At 57.2% G+C, this 18,943-nt stretch carries 18 protein-coding genes; all 18 read right to left on the bottom strand.

The features are described 5' to 3' along the window. Window position 1 precedes the first annotated feature (1 nt). Window positions 2-2,245, bottom strand: a complete 2,244-nt coding sequence (locus tag AC1ME2_RS24035; RefSeq protein WP_480437423.1) for a hypothetical protein — start codon at window positions 2,243-2,245, stop codon at window positions 2-4. Between the two features lie 57 nt (window positions 2,246-2,302). Further along, window positions 2,303-3,325: a hypothetical protein gene (locus AC1ME2_RS24030; protein WP_480437421.1), complete on the bottom strand. Its 1,023-nt coding sequence runs from the start codon at window positions 3,323-3,325 to the stop codon at window positions 2,303-2,305. A 2-nt stretch (window positions 3,326-3,327) separates the two neighbouring features. After that, window positions 3,328-5,373 (bottom strand): hypothetical protein, encoded by a 2,046-nt coding sequence (locus AC1ME2_RS24025; protein ID WP_480437418.1) that lies wholly within the window; start codon window positions 5,371-5,373, stop codon window positions 3,328-3,330. Window positions 5,374-5,558: 185 nt separating this feature from the next. Then, the gene (locus AC1ME2_RS24020; protein ID WP_480437416.1) at window positions 5,559-6,509 is read right to left on the bottom strand and encodes a hypothetical protein; all 951 of its coding nucleotides are present in this window, start codon (window positions 6,507-6,509) and stop codon (window positions 5,559-5,561) included. Further along, the gene (locus AC1ME2_RS24015; protein ID WP_480437414.1) at window positions 6,506-8,221 is read right to left on the bottom strand and encodes a hypothetical protein; all 1,716 of its coding nucleotides are present in this window, start codon (window positions 8,219-8,221) and stop codon (window positions 6,506-6,508) included. The genes AC1ME2_RS24020 and AC1ME2_RS24015 overlap by 4 nt, the downstream gene beginning before the upstream one ends. Before the next feature lie 14 nt (window positions 8,222-8,235). Further along, window positions 8,236-8,676, bottom strand: a complete 441-nt coding sequence (locus AC1ME2_RS24010; RefSeq protein WP_480437412.1) for a hypothetical protein — start codon at window positions 8,674-8,676, stop codon at window positions 8,236-8,238. After that, entirely contained in the window at window positions 8,676-9,035 is a 360-nt protein-coding gene (locus AC1ME2_RS24005; RefSeq protein ID WP_480437410.1) for a phage tail fiber protein, read from the bottom strand. Before AC1ME2_RS24005 ends, AC1ME2_RS24010 begins: the two co-directional genes overlap by 1 nt. A gap of 3 nt (window positions 9,036-9,038) precedes the next feature. Next, window positions 9,039-9,554, bottom strand: a complete 516-nt coding sequence (locus tag AC1ME2_RS24000) for a hypothetical protein (protein WP_480437408.1) — start codon at window positions 9,552-9,554, stop codon at window positions 9,039-9,041. Then, on the bottom strand, window positions 9,551-10,750 hold the full coding sequence (locus AC1ME2_RS23995; RefSeq protein WP_480437406.1) for a hypothetical protein: 1,200 nt from the start codon (window positions 10,748-10,750) through the stop codon (window positions 9,551-9,553). The genes AC1ME2_RS24000 and AC1ME2_RS23995 overlap by 4 nt, the downstream gene beginning before the upstream one ends. Beyond that, entirely contained in the window at window positions 10,750-11,412 is a 663-nt protein-coding gene (locus tag AC1ME2_RS23990) for a phage adaptor protein (RefSeq protein ID WP_480437404.1), read from the bottom strand. Before AC1ME2_RS23990 ends, AC1ME2_RS23995 begins: the two co-directional genes overlap by 1 nt. Window positions 11,413-11,415: 3 nt before the next feature. Further along, on the bottom strand, window positions 11,416-11,802 hold the full coding sequence (locus AC1ME2_RS23985; RefSeq protein ID WP_480437402.1) for a hypothetical protein: 387 nt from the start codon (window positions 11,800-11,802) through the stop codon (window positions 11,416-11,418). A 53-nt stretch (window positions 11,803-11,855) separates the two neighbouring features. Then, complete coding sequence (locus tag AC1ME2_RS23980) at window positions 11,856-12,248, bottom strand: hypothetical protein (RefSeq protein ID WP_480437401.1); 393 nt, start codon at window positions 12,246-12,248, stop codon at window positions 11,856-11,858. Between the two features lie 9 nt (window positions 12,249-12,257). Then, window positions 12,258-13,376: a phage capsid family protein gene (locus AC1ME2_RS23975; protein WP_480437399.1), complete on the bottom strand. Its 1,119-nt coding sequence runs from the start codon at window positions 13,374-13,376 to the stop codon at window positions 12,258-12,260. Window positions 13,377-13,638: 262 nt separating this feature from the next. After that, window positions 13,639-14,568 (bottom strand): hypothetical protein, encoded by a 930-nt coding sequence (locus AC1ME2_RS23970; protein WP_480437397.1) that lies wholly within the window; start codon window positions 14,566-14,568, stop codon window positions 13,639-13,641. Window positions 14,569-14,595: 27 nt separating this feature from the next. Beyond that, window positions 14,596-14,775 carry a hypothetical protein gene (locus tag AC1ME2_RS23965; protein WP_480437396.1) on the bottom strand — a complete coding sequence of 60 codons (180 nt, stop codon included), beginning with the start codon at window positions 14,773-14,775 and terminating at the stop codon, window positions 14,596-14,598. Next, window positions 14,772-16,907, bottom strand: coding sequence for a portal protein (locus AC1ME2_RS23960; RefSeq protein WP_480437395.1), 2,136 nt, complete (start codon window positions 16,905-16,907; stop codon window positions 14,772-14,774). Before AC1ME2_RS23960 ends, AC1ME2_RS23965 begins: the two co-directional genes overlap by 4 nt. 1 nt (window position 16,908) lies before the next feature. Continuing rightward, window positions 16,909-18,447 (bottom strand): terminase large subunit, encoded by a 1,539-nt coding sequence (locus AC1ME2_RS23955; protein ID WP_480437392.1) that lies wholly within the window; start codon window positions 18,445-18,447, stop codon window positions 16,909-16,911. 6 nt (window positions 18,448-18,453) lie between these two features. Further along, window positions 18,454-18,807, bottom strand: coding sequence for a Gp49 family protein (locus tag AC1ME2_RS23950; protein WP_480437391.1), 354 nt, complete (start codon window positions 18,805-18,807; stop codon window positions 18,454-18,456). Window positions 18,808-18,943 lie beyond the last annotated feature (136 nt).

Genomic DNA, 18,943 nt, shown 5'->3' with positions numbered 1-18,943 from the left:
ATTAATCCCCCCACAAACTTGAATGGTCAATTGGGCTGGCTGCTGATTTGGCAGTAGCTGCCTGAGCGCCAAAACTGATTGGCTGCGCAAACTCTTGATTGCTTCCCGGCGCGATCAGGTTCCCGGCCATGATCCGCTCTCTCGTTTTACCGAAAGCATCCGCGATGATTTTCAGATTAGCTCGGTAGGCATCAGGACTCTGCTTGGTGGACAAGGAGCCAATCGACGCGCCAAGTTTTTCGCCCTCAGCATTAGAAAGAGCCCCCATGCCTTTAAGCAGCGAAACCTGCGGCAAAAATGTCTGAGCTTTAAGGGTTTCGTTGCGCGCTTGAAAATCTGACGCTGCCGTGCCTGGAAGAGTTGGAAGAGCAGATCGAAGACCAACTGAGGAAGTAAGCCCCTTATCCTCATCCAGCATCGGACCGTTAGGGTTTTTCGGATCTGTCTTCGTGCCCAGTATCCTATTCACGCTAGCGAGCGCCATATCGACAGATGCGGTCTGCCCGCTAATCGCTTTAGTCCGATCCTGCTGCGCCTGCTGCTGAGTCGTACCGGCAATAGAGGTTTTCTGAAGCGTTTGACTGGTTTGGGCCTGGGTTTTTGCGAGATCAGCGGCCTTCTGGGGCGCCTCAATCTGCAATTTCAATAGACCAGCCGGATCTTTGGCGCGCAGATAGTTCTGCTGATCGGCGGCGGTAGCTCCTGGGGCGATTGCTGCAACTTGCAGATCTTCCAGCCTGGAAGCTTGGCGTAGCTGCTGCTCTCCAGCTTGATTACTCAGGTTCGCTGACATCAGACCTTGTGCGGCTTTAACATCGCCCGATGCTTGATTTCTCGTCTGTTGGAGCCCTATATCGCTTTGCTGCTGAGCCGCGCTTAAAGGCCTGCTGCTGTCGTGGATGACATTGGTGTGATCTGCACCCCATTGCGCTCCAAGCGCCTGATCCAGGCGGCTTTGGTTTCTCGTGCTCTGATAGATTTCATTCGCCTTGGCGAACCTGCCAGCGGCCAGCGCGGCATCGCCGGGCATGGCCTGACTGAACGTTCCAATACCATCCCCAAGATTTCCAGCTGATCCGAGAGATGCAAAGTCTGGGGACGGCGCTGGAGCTGAGGTTGGAATGCCGCCAGCAGTAGCAAGCGTACTTGGCTGCGTAGAAGCAGGCTGAAGAGTTGGTGAGACGCCGATCTGACCCAGGCCCTGCGCGCTTTGCTGATCCGTCTTAATATTGGAAAACTGAGGCTCACCATTAGGGCCAGCCTGGGCAACTATCTGGCCGCCCTGCGCACCAGCGCCGATTCCAGTTGGTCGGTATTGACCTGACAGAAGCGGGCCGGTAGGTAGGGATGTAGGATCTGCCGTAGCAGTCGGCGGCGCAGGCTGACCTGTATTGCTCTGTACGGCCGCTGCCGGCTGTTGCGCGGGTGAAAGTGGCGAGAGCCCGGACGGTGCAGGCTGAGTAGTAGCTGCGGCTGGCGGGTTTGTGCCCTTTACCATGCCTGCGGCCTGGCTTCCAAGCTGAGTCAGTGAAGACTGATTTCTCCATGCATTAATTTGCTGCTGCTTAATAAGCGGATCTGTGCTGAATACGCCCGACGCGGGCACTGCTGGTGGCGCCCCGGTATTAACTGGAGTCGACGGAGGTGCCGCAGGTTGCGATACGGGCGGTACCGGATAAACATTCGCCAAGCTGGCTGGTCCGGACTGCTGTGCCGAAGATACAGGATCAAACGGAGTCAGACCGACATTGCCAAGGTTATTTGGCTGTGCGGGCGGTGCTGACGCCTGAGTCGGTGGCGGCGGTGTAGCTGGTGGCGCGACCACGGCAGGCTGTGCCGCTGGAGCAGTCTTGAAGGCGTCGGTCAGACTAGATGGCTGCTGTGCGGCAGACACCGGGTCAAGCGGGGTCAGATTAATCTGTCCGAGGCTTGTCGGCTGCGCGGCCTGATTTGGCTGAGACGCAGGCGGCAGATACTTCGACGGCGTGTTGGTGCTGTCGAATGATGTTTGTTTGGCGTCATCCGGCCCCGGAACCCCCAAGTTGGCAGAACTAATGCCCGCATTTGGCAACTGCTGTTGCGCTCGGCCAATCGGGCCGGTAGGCGGCGCTGATATTGGAGAGGTAGCCAAAGATGATGGTGCGGAGCCCTGCGCCAGCGCTGCCTGCCGCGCGGCCCGTTGTTCCGGCGTTAACCCTTGCCCATACGTGTTTTGGATGTCGCCGGCAATATCGCCAATGGCCATGCTTGAGTACTCCGCTGATCAGCTGTGTACCCAAGGCTATGTGACTAAAATATGCGGTCAACCAGCACTGATTACCGGGGTTTCATAGGCTTTTTCCAAAGCTCCCCAGAAGTAGGTAACGGTAATAACGGGCGCTGATGGCGCAGTTAGAACAGGGATGGAACCCCACGGCATCGGCGGCGCTGGGTCGATATGAATCCCGCCATCGATGATGATTCGCTGAGCGCTGCTGGTAAATGTGTCCTTGGTCACCGAGGACCAGGTGGAGCCTGTTTTGCTCCAAGTGGCTGTGAACGGCAATAACAGCCAAAGATCCTCGTCGAACACCTCGCCATAGGTTAAGAATGTCCCGTCGCTGTTGCGATAGGCATTTATACCCATAGGTATGAGTGCAGTGCTGGCGCTCTTGATCCCGTATTCCAGCTCCCCATAAAACCGAGGATCCCCTGGGTCAGACAGAATCGTACCTGTCTGGGTGGTGGTTATTTCCGCCTTACCCTCTGGAAACGGCCCGGACACCAGGTTCGGCGCGCCGTTGATATTGTAGATGACCGCCCATTCCCCGCTGACCAGCTGGCGCAAATTCTCCCCTGTGTAGAACTCTTCGCTCTCGCCGGTAACGTCACAGTTGAAGGTAGTTCCGTCGTCGCGCAGGCCGATTATCTTCCCGCGTGGGATTGGATCACCTAATGTTCTAGCCCCCTGAACAAGGGCTATCATTCCGACCATTACGTATGGGAGAAGAGGTTGGCTCTGATAAGGGCCGAAGTCACCGATCACCACTGGATCGGCGACACCGTCAGCCGAGAACGCATCGGTGGGACTGGCCAGCCAAGTAACTGTTGCGCTGACTGCCTGTCCGATACCACCGTTTGTAACTACGCCCAGCACAGTGGTCAGCGCCGCATTGATGACGAACTCCAGAGACGAGTTAATGTAGGGATCGCTCAGCTGGCGGGTGAACGGGACTTTAGCCACGCCAACCTTGACGATGCCCTCGGTCGAGAGGATGGCCACGCCGGTGTAGACGTCCGGGCTGAGTCCAAGCGGCGCGAAAGGTACAGCAATCTGAAAGCTCATCGTCAAATCCTCACCACGGGCTCAGACCGAGCCTGTGCAATGTTGCCGCAATGGAAGGCGCCCGCCGGAGAGCCGTAGGAAAGTATTTTTGTCCAGGTCTTGCCGGAGTCGTAACTGATCGCCGTTGATCCTTCCTTGATGTCCAGTCCTGCCTCCTCGTCTAACGACACTGCTGGAGCGCCACGACCAGCAGTCACGATCAGCGTGGCTGGATGCCCGTCTTGTGGCTGACCATCTGCCACAGCCTTATATCCAGTGCTTTCAGGGCGTACTACCTCGATTCGGCCCGGCCGCCCGCCCCAGTAGACCTGAGTCAAATTGCTGCCTAGCGGGGTACTGGCGCCGTTAGGCAAATTCGAGCTTCCAAATGCGGCTTCTATGACCCCTGCAACCCCGACGGTGCCCAGCGTCAGGTCGTAAACTGCTACCGCAAAATTTGCCGAGGGGGTGAAGCTGTAGTCGGTCGACGCTGGCGTGGTCCACTCGGTGGAGACGTAGAACATGAACTTGCCGTTACCGATATAGGTGACCTGCCCGTCGCCGGCTGGCAGGCTCCAGAATTGCGCTGTAGTGCCCAGCCCTTCGCCCGAGTCTGGAATTGTGACCGGATGCTCGACGTACTGTATGTCGACCATTTCGTCGAGGGTTGAACCCAGGCTCATGGCGAAGCCGGGCGTGCCAGAGTAGCCAATCGATGCTGAGGTCTTGTCGACAACAATTACCTGAAGGTGTGGCGACTCCCCTGGACGAAATGATGAGAACACTGGTGCCACCATCACGACCCCATCCGTGGCTGAACCCAGGAGGAACCGCCCCTCATTTAAGCCAGCACTGAATGCCGTCAGGTGAGCCTGGTACCAACCTTCGATCTCGCCCCCGCCATCAGTCGGGACAAACACAGATCTCGATAGCCTGGTGGTCAGGATGTTTTGCGAGCGCTGTGCACCGCCCTGAAACCAATACACGTCCAGAAACAGCCATAGCTCAGGCGGCTGCATGGTTTCGCCTGCCGGGGGGTCGGTGCGGTCAACAAAGGAGACGCCGACCATGCGCGCTTCCCCGCCCCCGATGGTCACCGGCGATGCCTTGTACGACACATTGTCGTAATAACTCCGGAATGATCCCTTGACCGGATCATCTACAACATCCGTAAATTGGGGCTGACGCGCGTCATCGCTGCTGTCGCCCCCATAAATCCGGTATTGGTTCAAGACCGTGGCTACGCCTTTGAGGACTTGAATCTCACCAATCCACAACCCCCGCCCGCCCGCCGGGGAGTACAGATCTACCTCGCCCCAGCCATAGCTGCTGTCGCTGTCGTCCGTGAAGTAGGGGCCGCCATAGTCATAGACCACCTGCGCGGCCATGACCACCTTGTATCCAAGCGTGCCATCCTCGCTCAGGAATGTCTTCGGCACGCTGAACGTGAACCAGGGGTATTGCGCTTGTTCCCAATTGGCCTCGTAGTTGGCTATGGGTAATCCTACCCGGCGCGTGAACGCAACAGCGCCCACCCCGGACAAAACCGATTCACTGATATCCAGCGTCCAGGTAGTCGGCAATGCCGAGGGTGTTGCGGGCACTACCGCCTCAGTACCGCCAGTGGTGACGTACTGAAGACAGGTGGGTGCCTGCACCACCAATCGATAAGCAAATGTGTCGCTGGCGCGGGCCCACGATAGTGCCCACCGGTCGCTGCCTGTACTCAAATACACCGAGCCATATCCATACATGCAGCCCACGTCTTCGAATGGCTGCGCCACGCCCCAGAACCGCGTCGAGACTCGGTTCCCGGTTACATTTCTGGTGCCAAGGGCAATGTCTTTGTAGGCGCCAGCAAGAATCAGCGGATTGGTCGTGGCCTCCAGAACGCTGGTCAGCGTTTTGGGCACGTAGCTGTCCCGGCCTGCCGGGAGTGATTGGACGTAGGCTTTGTCTGGATCGAAATTACCGTCCACGATGTAGCGGCCCGGCAAGCAAAGAAAGGCCGGTAGATCCAGGACGAGCGCGCTAAGCCTGATCGAGTTCTTTACCTGCATCGACTGCATGTGAGGCGCAATTCCAGGCTGTCCAGGAATTCCCTGCGTCTTCTTGGCTATCAGTAGGTAGCCATCGATGATCTTTCGGGCCGTGAGCGATCCCTCTCCTCGTTGACCGAGTGCACTTGCTATCGCTACAGCCTTCTTCAAAAGCCATGTTGCTGATGCTGATGCCGACTTCTTGACGGAAGCCATTACGCCGTTGCCGAGCCGTTGGTTATATGAGCATCGAGTGTGCCCATAGCACTGGCGGCACTTCCGGCAATATGAGCGAAGGCATTGGCTGCATTAGCATGAGCAGTGCCGGTGGAATCTGCCGCGTAGGCTTTTATTCGGTTGCTGTCGATCCCGCCGTCCACGCTTGCCTTGGTCTCGGCGGAGCGAAGCTTCAGTTGCTCCATGTTGACCTCAACGCTGTAATAGCTAGACAGCGCGTTGTAAAAGGATTGATAGGCTGATGCCTTAATCTGGGCCGTTTGAGCGTCGAGCTGGTACATCGCTGTGTACGCTCGAAAAAGATCGGCGGCAGAGCTCATGACCCCTAGCTTCAACTGATTTGCGAGCTGGATAGCCTGCTGAAGAATCTGACTTTTAATGTCTGCGTCCTTGATCGCTTGCTCACGGTTGACGTCCAGACTCGCATCGGAAGCCCTGCGTTCTGACTGCGCAAGCTGATCAATTAGAGCGCCTGGTGGCAGCGAGAATCCACGAGCCGAGAAGGAGCCAGCCAGTGTTTCTCGCTCGGAACGGACCGTGCGCGCCGCCCTATCGCGGGCCTGGTGCCAGACGAGATCAAAGACAGTGCTGGGAGTACCAAACGGTTTAACCCCACTGATAACACTGACCAGATAGTCCTCTGGCACATTTTTGAAATTGCCACTGATCGCCGGAAAATACGTTGCCATCCAGGCGGATACGTCGCCGTTTACGCTCGATATATTCACCGCGGCGTTGTCAGTCCCTCCGAACAGATCGCTGAATTTCGGCGGTTCCTGAAGCTTGATATTTCCAACCAAATAGGAAAACGGGGTTTCTTTGAGGTGTGGCATTGAGAGGACAGCAATTTGGCCGGCCGTATCTGCGGCGTAGGTAAGCGACTCCTGAGCCAGGGCGAATAATTCACTGTTTGTACTGTCGAGGCTCATCGCTTGGTTCTCCGGGTACCGGTGGCGGCGACCCATTCGATATTGTCAATTTCTGCGTGGGTGGCCTCTTCAATTTCGAGGCGCAGGTGCCAGTAGCGCGAAGAGATACCCTTGGCGGGGTTGATCCGCGCTTCGGAGCTGTCGCGCTGGATCAGTCGGTAATGGATCTCGCGACCCGCATCATCTTTGAGCTTGGCGAGCGTGCGGCCGTCAGTGGTTATGCCGAGGAAAATGTTTTCCAGTCGCTTTGTGCGTGGATTGCCCTGGTCATCCGCTGCGAAGTCAATCAGGCATGACAGCAACTCACCGTTATCGGTGTCACCGCCGACCTTGTAGAGCCCGTCAGTTCGGGTGGCGTAAAGATCCTGGCCAACGTTGCAGAAGCTGGCGAACCCGAAGCCGCTGTACCGAGTGACGGCACCGGTCACGATATTGGTGGCGTATTGGAGTGCCTCGCTGCGAGCCTGGGCTGAGTTGTCGCTAAGCCTGAGCCCGCTTCTAAGCAGCGCCTCAATGATCATGTTGATGCTGGCCGGATTGCCGAGTATCAAGACTTCGTCGAGGCGCGCATCGATACCGATGAAAATCTCGATGATGTTACCGACAGTCATCGACTCGTTGATCACTGCGAAAAATACGGGGTTGTAATACGCAACTGATTGCTGGATCAGACCCTCGACAATGCTTAGCGTCAGCAAGTCAGCGGTGTCGATTGCTGCTAGCAAGGGCGCATCAAGGACGAACCGGATGCCTGACTGAAACTCTTCCGAGGTGCGCACAGCCGGCGTTAAGTCGGCCAGCAGAATGCCTTCGTCGTGGTATATGCCACGGTCAAGCGTGGCCATGTCCATGTCGAAGACAGAGACAGTGCCGTCCAGCGCAATGACTGGTGTCACGCTCGCTGTTGCGTCCCGGCCGGATACAGTGCTGAGCAAGAAGGATAGTTCGTGAGAGGCCGGAGCATCACCGCCCACGCTCAGCGGTGCAAACGATGAACCTGAGAACACCTTCGTAATTGTTGGGTTGTCGATGTAGTCGCCAGCCGCATACAGCGCTGCCGTGAACGCTTTGGTTCCGGCCGAACGCTTCGCGCTGGTAAACGACAGCAATCCAACGTGGTACGTCACGACCCCGGAAACTCGCCGTATTGTGAGCGTCGGGTTGTCCCTCGACAGTACGGCCAGGCCGCGCATTTTCGCGCCCGCCTCGTAGATGTCGATTTCGCCACCCGACGTATAAAAGCCGTGCTCGATAGCGGCGAATTGGCCGATCGCGGCCGCCGTGCTCGCCAAACCGCATAGGACCGCACCGCTGGGCACTGCCGGAACACTAAACGACACCTCAAAGTCACCAGCCAGAACTACTTTCCCACGTCCGCCAGAATTCCAGCCCTGCTGACCGTCCGTGATCGTTTGAGCTTCGCGACCAGCAGTTCCCGGTTCAGCTGGATAACAAACGGTGGTACTCACGTTGCTGTCTACGACCGGCACCAGGTAACCGTCGATTACGGTTTTTCCGGTAGCGTCGACGTGCGACTTAATGAGAGCGGGATAGCCCGGAACCATCGGAAAAGCTGTGTTGGTGAGGGTGGTGAGATCAATGTATTTGACGACACTGCCGATACCGGTAACGCAATAGCCTGGCCTTGGCGGAACCGCAGGTATTGCGGCGATGTAGGTGATATTTGCCCGCTTGGTTAGACGGTTCGACATGGCGGTCTTCCCGATTAACCAGCTGCGATAGAAGCCACAAAGTAGTTCAGCTTGCGTTCGTCACCGACGGTCCAGGTTGTGCTGCTGACGATCATGTCGGCATCTTGCAGCGCTACCGTTCCTTGCAAGCGGTTCAGTGTGATGCTCGCGCTGCCGTCATCACTGGGCAGTTGCATGCGAAAGAACGTAGGGGTGCCGGAAAGAACAATCGCACCCTGCCAGACCTCTGCAGAGTTCTTTTGAATTGAGCCGCCGGCAGCATTCGCCTCGAGCGACAGCCCACCGCCGGCGCCGTTGAGCGAGTACGTCAGCAGTAACAGCGCGCCACCTGGCAAGGCTGCATCAGCGGTGTCCGGGGGCGTGCCCGAGTAGACGTTGACGATTGACCCGGCCATGCCTGCTTTAAACGAGCCGCTGGCCAGCATGTAATTGCGAATGCCCGTACTGCGCTTCATCAGGAAGCCCCTCCCAAGGTGATGTCGCCGGCGGCGATCGTGAATGTGCCACTGGTCACGTCGACGGGCGCGCTGAGCGATTGGCGCTCGGTCGCAGTGCCACCGGTAGCTGCCGACCACATGGAAACGTGGGTGACAGTCGCGGCCGCCGCGAAATGAAAGTTCAGCGTTTCATTCGATATAGCGGTACCGGTACCGGTGTTGACTGAAAACGTCGCTGCTTGTCGTGCGTAGGAGGCGTCCGCCACCTCGTTGGCGGCGGCTGTGTCGCCGGGGTTTGCGGTGTGCAGCGCGATATAGACCGTTCCCGACAGGAGCAGCGGCAGCACGGTATTGCGAGCAGAGAGAGTCAGGCTCATGGATTAGCCCGCCGACAGCAGAGTGATGGAGATACCCAGGCGAAAGGTTGAACCCGCCGGGATGTCATAGGGAGAACTGAAACGTGCGATAGAAAGCAGGATCCCGCTGTTTCCGCCCTTACCCGAATTTGAGACCAGAAAGCCGTTATACAGCCGGGTTGCTGCGGTAAACGCGAACTCGGCTCTGGCATCTAGGTTTCCGATACTGGACACGCCGTCGTAGGTATCCGACCAGACGGGCCGCGTCGCTTGCGAATAGGCCGAGGTCTCACCCACTGCGATCGGCAAATCTGCCGCAGTGGTGGCGCTGGTCGGGACATAGTTTGCAGCGCCAACACCCACGTACCAGCTTGAATTAATTGTGCCGGTACCGCGCAGCAGACCAATGATGTGGTCGATACCGGATTGCGGAATGATGTTGTCGTCCGCCCTGGAATAGGTCACCTCGCCATTGGGCGATACGACCTCACCGGTGAAGACAAAGCCGAACTTTGCCAGGCCTTCGGGAATGTCGGTCATGGGGTGACGATCTCCGCTTCGTAGTAATCGCTGGCAGCCAGCGGATTTGCTCCGCGCTGGCCGCGCATGGTGGTTACAACCATCTGGTTGCCGTTGTGCTCAAAGACGCCTGAGGCGCCCTCTGTAGCGAGTTCTGGTACAAAATTGGCCTGGCTCAGCAGGGTTGCGCTGCCGTCGAGCGCGCCAACGGCAAGACCGTACTGAGTCATCCATGTGGCCCGACCATCGGGAAGGACTAAGCCGGTCCCGTAAATTCCGCCATATTCGAAAACATTGTGGAGAACCACCTGGTCGGATTCAGGGGACTGGATGAAATAGGTCTTGTCCGCGCAGATGAACGCGCCGCTACCAATCCCAATAACCAGGCTGATAGGTGCGCCAAACTGAAAGAAGCACTTGGAGGCATCGAGCAGATGCGGGCTCATTGGCAGCGTGTACCAAAGCGTCTTGCCGTCCGCGATCAGCAGCACAGAATTGACAGCCGCCATCTGGTCACCGCCGACAGGCTCGCGCAGGTTCAGCGTGTCCAGGCGGGCAGTGTCATCACGCAGGACGTTGACGATGTAACTGTCCGCGCCTTCATATTGCAGGTAGAGGTTTTCACCGCTGGCAGAACTCACATACAGGCGCAGGGTGTGCCCTTCAGGCAAGGTCGGGGCGCGAAACACCAATGCCGATGCATTCGGCACGGTAATTTGAATAGGGTTGGTTGTTCCGCCCTCTTCGCCCCGGGCATTGACCAGCGTCATCGCTGCTTGGTAGGTGCCTGCAGCAAGTCCGCCGCCGACGATTATCGGCAGAGGCTGCACTGTTATGGTCGGAACGCCCCACCGCCGCAGCGTTGATCCGTCAAAGCGCAGCAGTTCGGTTGCTGTGCAGATGAACAATTCATTATTCAATACCGTGCCAGCAAAACGCCCACCACCCGCAATCTGCGCAAGTTCGTGGGCCGAGTTGGTCGAAGTGTCAAAACAGATCAGTGCAGATCCATCAGCAAACAGAACCTTGTCGTCTACTGACAGGGCGCCCCGGGCATTAGTGGCGGCATATCGCTGCTCAAAACCAGAGCGCAGGCCGAGTACACCACCCTCCAGCGGATCAAGGTTCACCAGATCACGAACAAACCCCTGGGGCATCTCGCGGAAGTTAACCCGGTTGTTGATACCGCCAGCCCAACCTTTGATCTCCTCATCCATTACCAATGACTCCGGATCGGCCGACTACAGTCGCCTCTGCGGAGAATGGCTTTCTCGCGCACCGCCTGACAGGCGTCTTCGAAGAGCGCCAGATGCTCGTCGGCGCTGGCCTTGTTGAATGTCTCGGCGTCATTGACCCGATATGCCTTGTAAGCGATATACGAGAGCAGATGTCGAACATCCTGCGGGAGCAGATCAGGCACCTTGTCGCCCTTGTCGAGGTCTCGCACCGGACGGCGAACGACTCGCAAGCGCAGCGCATCTGCAGCGCTAGGCTTTGGATGGATGTGGAGTTGGCCAGCACCATCGAAATGGTAGTGCGACGAGCACCCGTTGAAGTCATGCCGGTAACCGCCGCGGTATCCACGGTCGAGGCGGGACAGACTGCGCAACAGGTGGCGACGTGGCGGGCCTTCAATCCATACATCCACGACATCGATGACGCAGGCATCCAGCACGAACCGGTCTTCGCCGATACCGAAACGGATCAGCGTCACGGCACTTTCATCGTCGTAGATGCTGGCGGTACGCTCAGCGAACTCTGTCAGCGCCTCATTGGTCCAGCGCACCAACTGGTTGTCAGACCAGAAGTACGGCGCGACAGTGTCCTTTTCATCCTCACGAAAGGCCTTGATGAGGTCGCTGACAGTTTCGTAGGCCATGGGTTAAGCCAACGACTCTTCGAATAGCTTCCAGGCTTCAATGACCTGCGCCCGGGTCGCGTTGAAACCGACTTCTGACTTGATAACGCCAAGTTTAGGGCGGCCATCGCCTTCCAGTTCTTCCAGTACATCGCGATTCACGATGGTCTCGATGGCACGGAGAATCATCGCCACCGGGCCGTCAGCTTTGGCAATTTCATCTTCTTCATACTCGGTGCCGACTTCAATGCACCCAGCAGCCAGTGCCAGGCGACGATATTTCGGCGGGACAATGCTGCCCTCCTTGCCGTCCGGGTCGTCGCAAAAAACGCGAATACTCTGCCCGGACGCGAGGAAGACAGGAAATGATTCTTTGCCTTTCGGCGGTAACAGACGGGTTGCTTCAGCCATGGTTATTGCCCCTTCGCATGTGAAGACCCCGGCGAACCGGGGCTATTGGTAGATCAGTCTTGGATTTCGTCGGACTTGCGAGCCGCGATGTACTCGATGTACACCCGGGCCTCACCGACAGTTGCCGGTGTGCCGGTCTGTGCGAAGGTTGCGGTGACAGCACTCGCAGCAGTCGTCAGGAAGCCAGTCGGCGTGAGGTTCTTACGGCCCGCCGTTTTCAGATCAATGTCATTGGCGTAGCGATTCGGCAAAGCCGCGTCGCCGACGTCCAAGACCGCCGTGGTATCAGCGTCATACGGCGTGGTGACCAGTACCCACCCACTGATTACCTGGGCGCCAGCTGGCAGACCAATAACCTTTTGGGTGGCCAGCGTTGCAAAGTCGACGACCAGAAAGCTGTTGTGGCCCACCAGGGGCCACTGGTGTTCGTAATTGGACTTGTTCATCACAACTCCTTATTGGCCAGAGTTAGGCAGGAAGTGGTCAATAGCGATCACGCCGAAGTCTTCAGTCGACTTGTCGTAGATGCTGTAAAACTTCGGTTTGAGGAAGCCGATGAAACGGTCAACCGAGATACCGGTCTGGGCACCGTAGTTGAAGGTTTTCTCGTTCCAGGAGTCGCCCGCTTGCTCGATGTCAGCGAAACCCAAAGCCTGGGCGCCGAGTAGCAGCGTGCGAGTGCCGTTGATGAGGCCGCCGGCACCCCACTTGGAACCAGCAGGAGCGTTCAAGGTCGTGAATACCTTGTTCGACTCTTGAATCACCGCGCCATCGACGGTGACCGTAGCGCCGGTAAACCATGGGTTTTTATCGCCAGGCGTGGCGGCGCGAGTAATCGCGACCTGCCATAGCGGATCCATCTTCATCGCAGCCAAAGTGCCGGGCTGCAACAGAACCAGGAAGTACTCTTTGCCATCCGAAACAACCGGGCGGATATGGTGGGTCTTGGCATAAGCCATCAGGTCCACAATCATTTTGTACTTCGGCACCATGGCCGAGGTGATCCCGGCATTGCTGCCGGCAATCAAATTAGAGCCGTCCCAAGTCAAATACCGTTTGGCGGAGGGGGCACTCACGTCAGCGGCAAAAGACAGACTTGGGAAGGCGGAACCAGTGCGCAGACTGCCGTCGGTGTTGTAGGTGTAACCAATACCGGAGAGGGTCAGAATTGCGAGTTCGTCGACACGCTGGGCGAGCCAGTTCGAGAGACGGTTTTTGGCTTGGTTGCGGAAGCTCACGACCGAACGCTGCTCAGCCAGCTTGCCTTTGTTGCGCACCTGGTGAGAAATCAAGTCAACTTGGATTTCCTGGAAGTAAGCTTCCATTTCCTCTTCGTTGCCTTCACGCCAGTCGTCGCCCGATACGCCGTCGCCGATCAAGTCAGCGACCAGGGTGATAATCACCTGGGTGCCTTTTTCGGTCTGGGTCAGTTCAGTGATGTGCTGGATGATCGCGGTGTCACCATCGCCCAGAAACTTGTTCACGAACATCTGATCGCGAGCAGCTTCCCAGGTCTTTTTCGACCAATAAACTTTGTTCTGCGGCTGAAGGGCCGCAAAGTTGGTAACGCCCATGATTGGCATTCCTTTATGAGTGGCGGGCTAGTTCTGGGTATATCGCCACCCTTGCGAGGACATGGTTTAGGCGCTCATGGGGCGCTTGCAGCTGGTCCGTTTAACGCCCGGCGGCGAGGGACACCGTGACTCGGTGAGCGAGCATCTGGCCGATGCGAGGCTTGTTACTATCTGTCCAATATGGAATTGAGCAGATGCGCACTTCCTTGTGCGTCGATGTCTACCGCAATGACAAAGTTATGTGACTGAATCAGGCCGTCAACTAAACTTCATCACCCGAAAGCCGCGCATCATCTTCTTTCGACATCTTCTTGATATCTGCACCGGTGAGCTTGCGCACATCGATAGAATTGGCCCGAGCACCAAGCCCGGGCGCCCTCGCTGGAATCTGCGCGGCGCGTTCGATCCCCTTCTTCAGGTCCGGCTTCTGCTCCAGCGGCGGTTTCACTACGTCACCTGCTGGCACATAGCGAGGGCCAACTCGGGAAACAGCAGCGGCCAATGCCTCACCGATAGTTTTGCCCTTGCTGGTGAAATGATTCGTCAGGGCAAGCACTTCATCGATCGCATCCTGGTTGCTGTCAGCACTGGCCGAGTCCAGGAATGGAAATTCGACGTAGGCCTTGGCAACTGCCAAATCACGCTCGACGGTCGCTCGCGCCAAATCATCCTTTTGGCGATTGGTCGAGTAACGCCGATCAGCAGCGGCCTCGGCCTCGCGGATCGCCTCAGCTTTCTCGCTGGCACGTATCTCGGCCCGGATTGCTTTTGCTTTGGCTGGGTCACCGTCGAGAATAGCGGTGCTGTACAGGTCTTCGGCGGCGTCATAGTCGTACGGTGCGATCTCAGGATCAGTTTTTGCAGCCGGCCGCACGACAGCATTGCCGTTCGCGCGCGCTAACTGCTCTTCCAGCTCCAGCACCCGCGCCCGATTGGCTTTGGATTCCTCGTTCACTTCATTGAAGCGCGAGTGCGGGACCATCTTCGGCTTGTCATCACCAACTATCGCGGCCAACGTTTCAGCGTCGATAACGGTCTGTATGGGTGTTTTTTTGTCCGCCATGGCGGCTGCCGAGGCGACGTCGTTAGCAACATCGTCGGTCGGTTCAAAGTCATCGCCAGCGTCTAGGGCGTCCTGCGCCAGGCGTGCGTCAATGTCTTCCTGCGTCTCTTTTCCGGCTGCTACGCTCATGTTCTGCCCCTTTGGTTTCGAAATTCGTTACTTGGCGATCGAGGCCATTTCGGCGCTCTTTTGTTTTGCTAACGCCTTCGCAGCAGCGAGACGCTTCGGGTCTTTGTTAATTTCGATGGCTGCGGCCAGGGCCCGAAGGTCGCATTCGACTTCCCATGCTTCGTCTTCGTTGTCATCTTCTGCTGCGCTATCCAATACTTTGCTCATGCTGGTACTCCTTCAATGCGCGAGGTTTCGATGCCCGCATCAAGACCTACCGCAGGGTGGGCCGGGGTCAATGGGTTGGTGCTGTGAGGAATATTCGGCGCAGCAAGGACAGTCCCGGTGTACTGCGGGACAATCGGCGAGGCGTCGTGATCAACGTAGCCAGCAGACAACAACAGCGCGTCAGCGAGGCTTGAGGTGGCAGGCGTTGCAGCGATTGTTGCGGCGGTTTGAATCGCGCTGAACTGAGCGGTGACCGACTTCGATACCGTATCGGCTCGAATGTCGTCGGTCTGGGCTTTGAGCAGGTCGGTAGTCACTTGAGCTTTGGCTGTTTCTGCCTGAGTCTTTTGGCCTTGGGCAGTGAGCAAATCGGCTTTGGCTTGTACCGATGGATCAACTGGCGCTGCCGGCTGGCTCTCCATGGCCGCGACAACCTCTTTCTTGTTGGCCAAGTTCGAATAACCAATGATGAACGACCACGGGATGTTCGCGCCCTTCTCGTTCAGCTCGATCGCCTGCAGGAACTGGCTGTTCTCGAAGGTGATCTGCGCCGGGGCATCAGTGACGATTACATCGTATTCGCCAATGGTCAGGTCGTTCAGGATCCGCGCGTCATCCTGTGTCCAGTTGAGCGGGATTTCCTGCGTCGTTTCCTTGCCGCTTTGATCCGTTTCAGTGATCCGCATGATTCGCGGCTGGTCATAGAACTTCTGGATCATCTCAAGCATCCGGCCAGCGAGCATTGCCCGGGTTCGGGCCAGATTGTCGAGTGGCACGGCCAGTTGCTGCTGTGCGGCGAACTGGCGGGTCTGGATGGCAATGCCGGAGACTTCGTTACCCTGCTTGCCTGACATGGCCTCGTTGATGCCGGTCGCCTGCTCGAGCAGCGATGAGGCGCGATCGATCAGCCGGTCAAATCCGGTCGGCACCTGGTTGGGCTCTATTTTCCTAGGCTTGTCGAGTTCTGCGGTACCTTTCTTGACGATCATGTGCAGCCCGGTTTCGCTACCCCGATCTGCAACTTCATCGTCACGCATGTTCGCGATCGTGCCCGCGACCGTAATCCAGCCACTGTTCGCCGTGGTGTTGATGGTATGGAGAAATTGGCTCATCGACTTGTTGAGCAGTTGCTGTGGACCAATAGCGTCATCGACCAGGCCGCGCGTATGACCGCGGCGGAACGTCGGGAAGAACGGAACAACGGTGAAGTGATCGAACGGAGACCAGTCATCGTGCAGCGTTTTATCTTGAGTCGATACAGACCAGCGCACGCGTCTTACACGGCGTTTCTGCTTAATGCCGCCCTCTTTGACCATCGACTGAATGGCCTCGGGCTTCATGTCCGAAATGACACGGATATCACCCAGAGAGGTGATGATGCAGTCGGCTTTGTCCATCTGCCAGAACTGGCGATCAACTACACAGAAGCGCTTTGCCGCATCGTCCTTGTCCTCAGACACGTACTGATCGAAGTCATGATCATCACCACCAAAGCTGTTTCGCCTGGTGTTCGATCTATCGCCGCCGTCTACCACATCGCCTGACTCATCAAGGTCATTGGCCGTCTTGGAGCCGTACAGCATTTCAATCTCAATCAGGGTCAGCCATTTGATAACGACGACGTCCGCCCAACTGTCCGGGTCGTAATCCTTCGCATCCGGATCAGGGATCACGTCGAGCGGGTCAAGCACATCAATCTTGACCTCGCCCAGTAGCGTGTCGTCATAGCTCATACGGATGTCGAAGAATCCGCGCTGCTGAATCAGGCCGTCGCTGAAAACCTGCGTCTCTTTCCAGTGCAATTGGTTGTTATCAGCGATCTGCATGGCCAGCTTGGACAGCGTGGTGGCGGTCTCCTGATCAGACGCGCCCGAGCGAGGCCTGAACCCGATATCCATGCGATTACCAATCTGGTAACCCACAGCGGCATTGATCTTGTTCTTGATCTGGTTGAACTCAAGCGCCGGCTTCCCGGCCTCTTCGAGCCTTGCCCGATCTTCGTTGGCCCACTGGCGACCACCGCCCATGTAAAAGCCTTCACACAACCGGGCCTGGTCCATGTACCGGCTGTGCCCGCGCGTAATGCCGTACTGGTAACGAGACCAGTTCTCTTCAGCTACCGAATCAGCCATGTCAGGCCCCCATCGCAGATTTACGGGAGTTGCGGCGCATCATCTTGGCCTTCCAGTCTTCAGTGAATATGTCATCGGCCGCCACAGGCTCAGCAAACGTGAGTGCCAGGGCGTCGCCGTCATCAGGAGAGCGGCCGAGCTTCTTCTTCACTTCGTCTTTGGGCTCGAGCTTGAGCTGGCCGTTGCTGGTGTATTTATCTTTGGATACCGACGTCAGATCGCCGTGGAGCTGATCGTTGTCGGGAATAGAAGGAGTGATATCGCTGCCAATCCACTCGCCCATATCGCCCCACATCTCGGCGCGCTTGTTTGCGTATTTGCGGTCATCTGTAGCGCCTGAACCGAAGTTGACGGCGGTGACGCGATCACCGAAGCCCAACTCAACGAGGCGGTCATAGATCCCGGCGCCGAGTCCGCCGATGTCGATAAACATCATGCGTATGGTTGGATCGTCGGTGAGCATCCGTGCGGCTTGGCCAGCAACGGCCATCGTGTCCGGCACGTTGTTGTGGACGATGCCCCACGCGGCACGGCCTTGGCGGTGGATGAACGTAGAGGTATCACCGCCGCGCGCCGGATCGAGGCCGACAACGTGGGCGCCGATGCGCTTGGTATGCTTGAGCGAAACCTTACGGGCCTTGGCCACCTTCAGCGTGTTGATCAGCGCCTTATGACCGACCTTGAGGAAGGCCATATCAGGTGATGCTGGGAATTCTTGGTTGAAGCGATCTTCGTCCTCGCCGAACGAACTGATGATCTTGTTCTGGCGCCACGACATTTGCTCATCGTCTAGACCGTATGCTTCCTGATATTCGAGATCGGTATCGGACAGCTCGAAGTCTTCTGGCACGGCGCGACGATATTTTTTTTCGAGGAACCAGGCGATAAAGATGGCAATGAAGTTGGATTTGCCCGCGATTGCCAGCCCCCACGTTCGATGGAAGTCATTGCCCAGGCCGTTGGCGGTCGATTCAAAAACGATCTCGGTATCAGGCTCGTCAGGAACAGCTTCGCCAAGACCACTACGGATGTCCTCGGCGTTATCCCAAAACCCCATCTCGCTGCCGTGGAGAAGCTGGATGGTGTCACCCCGGCCAGTGTTCTTCGAGCCAGCTGTAGCAACCTTGTAGCCACTGCGCAGTTTGGCGAATGACAGTTCTGTGGCCGAGCTGGCCTTGATGGCAGGGCGTAGCGTTTCGTTACTCAGCTCGAAGAACAGTTTCACCATGGCGAACAATGTCTGGGTGGACGAGGCAACGTGAGTCACGATCATGGTATTGATCCCGAAACCCATCGATGTCTTCTTGTAGAACCGGGCGCCAATGTACGTACTGGCGCCCTGCTTGCGACCTTTGAGGATGATCGCCCTGACCATGCCTGTCTCTTTGAGCTGCGCTTCAAGTCGGGTGTGAATGATGCGCTGGGCGTCATTCAGCGCGAACGGGACAATCTTCCCGTCCTTAGCTCGGATCTTTAAGTTGCGCTCGAAGTAAAGCTCATCGTCAGTGATGAGCTTCGACAGCATGGCGTCGGCTGACATGGGTTACTACGCTTTCTGCTCGAACAGTCGCTGCTTGAGCGTGTAGCCCATCAGCGGCCAGATCTTCTGTTCGGCATTCTGGCGGGCGATCTTGCGACCGATCTCAGCGTCGAAGTTTTCAGGGCTGGCGCAGGCCGATTCACCGGTAACTGTGAACCCGTTTTGAAGTACCAAGACACAGAAGGTCAGACAGCGTAATCCATCGTCATCCGAGTGAAGAGCGCCACCAGTAGCAGCAACACCATTTGCTGCGGTGAAGTAATGCGCGCAGGCAATATTCATTTGCAGGTCTGCCGGTGTGATGCGCGGCGCGGTCAGGCCCTTTTCCTGAATCTCTTGCTCGATTACTTGGTCGTTCATGATCAGCCCCTTTCTCGATTATCGAAATGACGGGGCCGAGCCTATGTGACTGAATCGACGGAGCAACACGCGCAACAGGCGTCGGCTTGCGCATCGGACTTGAAATAATTGTGGGTTGCCGGTATTGGTGGGGATC

It is taken from the genome of Pseudomonas sp. ASL9, from assembly GCF_056680335.1.
The sequence above is the reverse complement of the archived record's forward strand: the minus strand, read 5'-3'. Positions and strand labels throughout refer to the sequence as shown.